Source organism: Nocardia sp. NPDC059229 (assembly GCF_042754165.1).
Classification (GTDB): Bacteria; Actinomycetota; Actinomycetes; order Mycobacteriales; family Mycobacteriaceae; genus Nocardia.
The window spans coordinates 1-6133 of the sequence record NZ_JBHZAK010000061.1 but is presented as its reverse complement, the minus strand read 5'-3'; the positions used below and the strand labels follow the sequence as shown (position 1 = coordinate 6133).

The 6133-nt window shown below is 69.0% G+C and carries 6 protein-coding genes; 3 read left to right on the top strand and 3 right to left on the bottom strand.

Annotation, left to right across the window (positions count from 1 at the left end):
- Window positions 1-91: 91 nt before the first annotated feature.
- Together ACFXHE_RS43940 and ACFXHE_RS43935 are read right to left on the bottom strand one after the other, a co-directional pair.
- Window positions 92-982 carry a hypothetical protein gene (locus ACFXHE_RS43940; RefSeq protein ID WP_379391714.1) on the bottom strand — a complete coding sequence of 297 codons (891 nt, stop codon included), beginning with the start codon at window positions 980-982 and terminating at the stop codon, window positions 92-94.
- Complete coding sequence (locus ACFXHE_RS43935) at window positions 979-2010, bottom strand: NAD-dependent epimerase/dehydratase family protein (protein ID WP_379391712.1); 1032 nt, start codon at window positions 2008-2010, stop codon at window positions 979-981. The genes ACFXHE_RS43940 and ACFXHE_RS43935 overlap by 4 nt, the downstream gene beginning before the upstream one ends.
- A gap of 55 nt (window positions 2011-2065) precedes the next feature.
- Here ACFXHE_RS43935 and ACFXHE_RS43930 point away from each other — a divergent pair, with 55 nt between their 5' ends.
- Window positions 2066-2533 carry a MarR family winged helix-turn-helix transcriptional regulator gene (locus ACFXHE_RS43930; protein WP_379391710.1) on the top strand — a complete coding sequence of 156 codons (468 nt, stop codon included), beginning with the start codon at window positions 2066-2068 and terminating at the stop codon, window positions 2531-2533.
- Window positions 2534-2933: 400 nt separating this feature from the next.
- Here ACFXHE_RS43930 and ACFXHE_RS43925 read toward each other — a convergent pair whose 3' ends face one another.
- Entirely contained in the window at window positions 2934-3587 is a 654-nt protein-coding gene (locus tag ACFXHE_RS43925; protein ID WP_379391708.1) for a TetR/AcrR family transcriptional regulator, read from the bottom strand.
- A gap of 118 nt (window positions 3588-3705) precedes the next feature.
- Here ACFXHE_RS43925 and ACFXHE_RS43920 point away from each other — a divergent pair, with 118 nt between their 5' ends.
- On the top strand, window positions 3706-4668 hold the full coding sequence (locus ACFXHE_RS43920; RefSeq protein WP_379391706.1) for an alpha/beta hydrolase: 963 nt from the start codon (window positions 3706-3708) through the stop codon (window positions 4666-4668).
- Between the two features lie 10 nt (window positions 4669-4678).
- Window positions 4679-5659 carry an aldo/keto reductase gene (locus ACFXHE_RS43915; protein WP_379391704.1) on the top strand — a complete coding sequence of 327 codons (981 nt, stop codon included), beginning with the start codon at window positions 4679-4681 and terminating at the stop codon, window positions 5657-5659.
- Window positions 5660-6133 lie beyond the last annotated feature (474 nt).

The window sequence follows — 6133 nt, the reverse complement described above, 5'->3', positions numbered from 1 at the left end:
CGTCGTCGCGTCATGTCGTGAACCGTCCTCCTGCACCCATTCTGGTGCATCAGAACTCCCACAACCGCTGGACCTGCTCAGCGGGCTCCAGTCAGATCATCGGGTGCACCTCGCCGATGGCGATTGCCGCTTGATGCTGGGTTTGGCGGCCGCCGAAGTAACTGAAGATCTCGGTGGCGATGAGGTCGCCTTCGGCCAGGATGCGCGGCGCTTGCGGGCGGTAACCCCACGTGGGCTGTCCGGATGCCGAGGGTGCCGGGCCCGAGCAGAAGTGCATGTGCGGCGCGAGTGTGCCGTACCGGAACGAGGTGGCCATTGCCGCGGCGAACACTTCAGCTTCGGAAACGCCCGGGGCGGCTGTGGCCACCATGGCCTCTGCCATCGCGTCGCCGATGCGGGCGGCATGACGCACTACGGCGATCTCTTCGGCGCTCAGCGGCATCATGAGGCGGGCGAACGCGAGTCCGACATTGCGGAAGTCGGTGCCGGGCAGCAGGTTCAGCACGGTGTCCCAGAACGGGTGCGGGATTCGGCCTTCGGGATGGGCGGGAAGGTACGGGTCGAGGCCCATGACCCCGATGGAGCCGTTGCCGAGGCCCAGGTCCTGCAAAGTCTGGACGAGCTGCGGGGACTGCCGGCCCAGACGCAGATCCATTGCGGCGAGCCACATTTCATCGCCCCTGCGCACTGCTTCTCGATGGTCGAAGAGAAACGTCGGGATCGGCACGAGCGCTATTGGTGTCCGGTCGCGGGGGAAGACGAGTAGGACGCCCGGTCGATCATTGGTGAACCAGCTGTCGAAGGCGAAGGGGGCGGGTCCTGCGTCGCCTTCGCCGAACACGACCAAAGCGTCGAGATCCTCGTCTTCCATGAAGCTGCGAGCCAGGTTCCAGCGCCGGTCCCGCTCGGCCAGCGAGTAGGCGGGGACAGCAGGGCACGCGTTCGGCTGCACCGAATTGCGTTGCCTCGGTGGGAACATCATGCTGCCAGCCCCTGTCGTGATTCGGTGATGAGCGCGGTGGCGGTGTCGATGATGGTCTGTTCGGTGGGGCGAGGATGCCAGCCCAGCTGGGTCCGTGCTTTGCCGCTGTCGACGAGCCTGACGCGGCCAAGCTCGGGGCGCAGCATCGCCATCTGCGGGTTCCACCGCGCCAGCAGTGTGACGAGGATGTCGGGCATGGCGCGCGTGGGCACCTTGGCGGCATCCTCCGGGAGCTGCTCGCGCAGGATGGCGGCGATGTCGCGGTACCACACGAAGTTGCCCGCACCGAGGTAGCGCTGGCCCGCGGCGGCGGGGCTCGTCATGGCGAGGATGTGGAGCTCGGCGATATCGCGGACGTCGACGACGTTCCAGCCGATGTTCGGGATGGCGGGGATCTTGCCGGTGAGCAGGCGGCGGATGATGTCGACCGTGCCCGGCCTGCTCGTGCCCAGCATGGGGCCTTGCATGAATGTCGGGAGGACGGCGGTCAGTTCGAGCCCGGTCGCGGCGGCGAGTCCCCAGGCGTCGCGCTCGGCGAGGATCTTGGAATCGGGGTACGCGCGCAGTGGGGTGCCCGACGGCACGGTCCATGCCGCCTCGGTCGCGGGCGTGTCCGGGTCGCCGGGGTCGGCCGTGACGCCGGACGAGGTGAGCACGGCACGCCGCACCCCCGCCCGCGCGGCAGCGCCCAGAACGCGGCGAGTGCCCTCGCGGGCGGTGGTGATGAGGTCCACGCCCGAGCCGAACGGCATCGGTGAGGCCGTGTGCAGCACGTAGTCGGTACCCGCGACCGCCTCGTCCCAACCGTCGTCGCGAAGCAGATCAACGGCCGCGAACTCGACGGCCCGGGCCGCTCCTGCGCCCGCCTGCTCGCTGACGGCTGCGCGCACCTGCGCCGCCTTGTCGAGGTCGCGCACGGTGGTGCGTACCCGGTAGTCGCGTTGGAGCAGGCCCGCGATCACCCAGCCGGCCAGGTAGCCGGTTCCACCTGTGACGAGCACTGTTTGCCCGCTGTGGTCACCGTTCATTTACTTCTCCAATATCATTGAGTTTCTCATTGATATTGGAGGGTATCATCGTCGCATGACCGTGGGAAGAGACGTGGAGACACCGGCGGCTCACCGCGCGGACGTCGAGCGCAAGGCCGAGATCGTCCGCGTTCTCATGCAGGTGGCAAACACCGCGAACGGGGTCGTGGCCCAGGTGCTCAGCGAGTTCGGGGTCCCGGCGTCGGTCGCCAGCACACTGTGGGCCCTCGCCCCGGGAACCGAGCCGCCGACCATGCGCGACATCGCGGCTCGCCTGCGCTGCGACCCCTCCACGGTCAGTCTCGCCGCCGACAAACTCCAAAGCATGGAACTCATCGCCCGTCAACCCCATCCCGCCGACGGCCGCAAGCGCACCCTGGCCCTCACCGAACACGGGCACGAACTGTGGGAGGCGCTGCGAACACGGCTGCACGCCTCCGGCCTGTTCACCGGCCTGGACACGCAGGAACAGGACACCCTGCTCGCGCTGCTGACGAAAATGCAGAAACCACAACGCCCGTAGCCATTCTCGACCCGAAACCAGGGCAGCGCATGCGTTGCTACCGGAACCCCGGATCCGCGGCCGGCTCTCCCGGTACGGTGCCCGACCAGCCAGGTGAAGACCGCCATTCGGCCGCAGCAATCAGTCATGATCAAAACAGGGTGTCGCGAACCCGTAGCGGCCGGTATCCAGTGGGTCCGAGGGCAGCGAGTTCGGCGTCGATATCGGCACGTGGGGTCCAAACCGCCGGAATCCGGCGGTAAGCCCGCTATCGCAGATAATTCGCGGAGTCGGACCACCTGGCGGGTGCATCTGCCCAGGTCAGCGCCGGAGTTACCGCAGATAATTGGCATTTGTCTGCGCTAACTCCTTAGCGCCGGATTTCGCAGATTTGGGCGGACGGCTCCGACGCGCCTGCGCGTCAGGGAATTGCGGCCTGGATCCGGGCGAGGTGGGCGGCGAGGATCTCGTCGAATGCGGCGCGGCGGTCGACCCCGAGGGGGCGGATCTCGCGAGCGAAGTGGGCCAGGGCGGGGAAGCGGTCTGGGTCGGCGCCCAGGACCGCGACGCGGAACTGTTCGATGCCCTGTTCGTACTCACCGGGGGTGAGGGTGTCGATGCCGGCCTCGGAGGCGATCAGCGCGGCGAGCAGGATCACGATCCGGTGGTAGTGGCGCGGAATTTCCTCATCGGGCAGGCCTGAGGCCCGCAAGGCCTGCAGGACCTCCTCCATGACCAGCCGGGAACCGGTGCCGCCGGAGCCGTAGCGTCCCCAGAGCGCGGCGAGTTGGGGGTGCCGGCCGAAGGCCTCTCGCACGCGCAGGGCTGTGGCGGTGATGCGCTGCTTCCAGTCGCCCTCGGGGCGGTAGCCGTCCATCGCGGCCACCAGGATCCGGTCGGCGACCGCGCGCAGCAGCTCGGTCTTGTTGCGGAAATGCCGGTAGAGGCTGGAGGAGTCGGTCTCGAGCGCTGCGGCCAACTTGCGCACGCTGAACGACTCGGCGTCGCTCGTGCGCAGCAGCTCCGCCGCCGTGTCCAGGATGTCTTCGGTCGACCAACGCCTGCGGCCTGTCATCTCGCCCCTCTCGTCCAGGCTCAGCATAGCCGATGCACTTGCTGATGCACGCAGTGCGTGCAACACTGTGTGCATCGGCTGGCCGAGAAGCCTGACCGGGAGAAGGAGAGAGACGGACATGAGCGAGACCACCGCTGCGCAGCGGCCACCCGCGCCGCAGTTCTCGGCGATGACACCCGAGAAACTGATCGCCTATCGCGACGCGGAGAATCGCTGGCGGGCCTCCAGCGCCGCGTGGCCGATCATCGGGGAGCCGGACGCCGGGGCCGCGATCGAGTGGCAGGAGTTGGCACTGCCGGGCCGCGACCTTCCGGTCCGGGTGTACCGGCCGGCGTCGACGAGCGACGGCGAGGCCGACACCCGAACCAACCTGCCCCTCGTGATCCACGTGCACGGCGGCGGTTTCGTAGGCACCGCGGCGCAATGCGACTGGACCAACAGCCACCTCGCCGCCCACCTGCCCGCGCTCGTCGTCTCGGTCGAGCACCGCCTCGTCGACCCGGACAGCACGCTCGCGCACGCCGCCGACGACGGCTGGGACGTGCTCGAGCACGTCGTGCGCCACGCCGCGCAATGGGGTGCCGACCCGGCGCGCACAGCCGTCTTCGGCGAGAGCTTCGGCGCGCTGATCAGCGCCCTGACCGCAATCCGGGCGCGGAACGCCGGCCTGCGCCTCGCCGCGCAGGTGCTGGTCAACCCCGCAGTCGAGGTGACCGAGACGATGTACGACTATCCCTCCACCACGGAATACGCCTACAATCCAAGCCCTGCCCTGCCGGTACTGCAGCTCCTGCGGCGGTTCGCCATCCCGCCGGGAACCGACGCCCGCACATTCTCGCCGCTGTACGCCGACGACCTGAGCGGGCTCGCCCCCGCGCTGGTCGTGGTGCCGACCCGGGACGCACTCGCCGATCACGGCCGCCGCTACGCCGAGCGACTGCAAGCTGCCGGGACGTCTGTGCAACTCACCGAATACCCGGGAGCGCGGCACGCGTTCCTCACCCTGCCGGGCATGGAACCGCAAGCCGAGGCCGCCCGGGCGGAGATCCTCGAATTCCTCCGCGCGGCCCTGGCAATCTGACGGAGGAACAATGAACGCCACCGCTCCCTGGCCCGTCGGTCCCACGGTCTCCCGCCTCGGCCTCGGCTGCATGAGTATGACCGGCAGCTACGGTCCCGCCGACCCATACGAGGCCGCGGCCACCCTGCTGGAAGCCCTCGACTCCGGCATCACCCTCTTCGACACCGGCGACTTCTACGGCAACGGGGCGAACGAGGAACTCCTGGGCCTGACCCTCGCACCGAACCGCGATCGGGTCGTGCTCGCCACCAAGACGGGCGTCCGGCGCACCGCCGAAGGTCTGGTCCCTGCCGGTTCACCCAATGATCTGCGCCGCGCCTGCGAAGCGTCGCTGCGCAGGCTGTGCACCGACCACATCGACGTGTACTACCTCGCCCGCATCGACCCCGCCGTCCCCGTCGAGGAGTCGGTCGGTGCGCTGGCCGACCTGGTCACCGAGGGCAAGGTGGGCCGCATCGGCCTGTCCGAAGTCTCCGCCACCACCCTACGACGCGCCCATGCCATCCACCCGATCAGCGCTGTCCAGACCGAGTACTCGCTGTGGGAACGCCATGTCGAAAACGACATCCTGCCCACGCTCCGGGACCTCGGCGCCGTCCTGGTCGCCTACAGCCCACTCGGCCGCGGCCTGCTCACCGGAGCCGTCCGCGCCACCACACGCTACGAGCGCGGCGACTTCCGCGCCACCGCTCCCCGCTACAACGGCGACGACCTCGAGGCCAACCTGGCCGTCGTCGACACCATCACCCGACTCGCCACCGCCAAGGGCGCCACCCCCGCCCAGGTCGCCCTCGCCTGGCTCCTCACCCGCGGCAGCGACGTCATCCCCATCCCCGGCAGCTCGCGCCGCCCCCACCTGCGCGACAACCTGGCGGCCCTCGATCTGCACCTGACTGCGGCCGACCTCAGTGCCATCGACGCCGCCGTCCCCGCCACCGGAGCCCAGGGAGCCCGATACGGCGACCACGGCATTCGCATGATCGACCAATGAGACCGGAAGCCGAGGCGACGCGGGCGGGGATCCTTCGGAGCCGCCGGCCGCGCAGTGCGCCGGCGCCCCCGGACTGCCGCCCGCAAACTCACCACCGCGCTCGTCGGCCATTGCCAAACCTCCCGTACCGGGCCACCCGATCTCCGCGCCCACCAGCTCGTCGGTGGCCCGGTCTGTAACCGTGGCGGGTCGTCGCGGATTTCGGCGACGTGTTCGTCCACGGGATGTCCGGGCGAGCTCGGCGAACCCCGCTCGGCGGCTACCCGAATTTCCTCGAGTCGCGTCAGTTCGGGACCTCAGCAGCTTAAATCGGGCAAACACCAACAGCCGCAAGTGAATTCGCTTAGCGCCGGATTTCTCGGATCTGGACCCCACGTGCCGGGTTCCCCGCGGACGAGGTCGCGACCGCCCGCGAAGGCTGGGTTCTGGCCAAAGCCCTTGTCCCGGATGGCTTCGACGACTACCTCACCCATC

Excerpts from the sequence above, each read along its gene's own strand:
- ACFXHE_RS43940 (WP_379391714.1), bottom strand. The coding sequence starts at position 982 with ATGATGTTCCCACCGAGGCAACGCAATTCGGTGCAGCCGAACGCGTGC.
- ACFXHE_RS43935 (WP_379391712.1), bottom strand. The coding sequence starts at position 2,010 with ATGAACGGTGACCACAGCGGGCAAACAGTGCTCGTCACAGGTGGAACC.
- ACFXHE_RS43930 (WP_379391710.1), top strand. The coding sequence starts at position 2,066 with ATGACCGTGGGAAGAGACGTGGAGACACCGGCGGCTCACCGCGCGGAC.
- ACFXHE_RS43925 (WP_379391708.1), bottom strand. The coding sequence starts at position 3,587 with ATGACAGGCCGCAGGCGTTGGTCGACCGAAGACATCCTGGACACGGCG.
- ACFXHE_RS43920 (WP_379391706.1), top strand. The coding sequence starts at position 3,706 with ATGAGCGAGACCACCGCTGCGCAGCGGCCACCCGCGCCGCAGTTCTCG.
- ACFXHE_RS43915 (WP_379391704.1), top strand. The coding sequence starts at position 4,679 with ATGAACGCCACCGCTCCCTGGCCCGTCGGTCCCACGGTCTCCCGCCTC.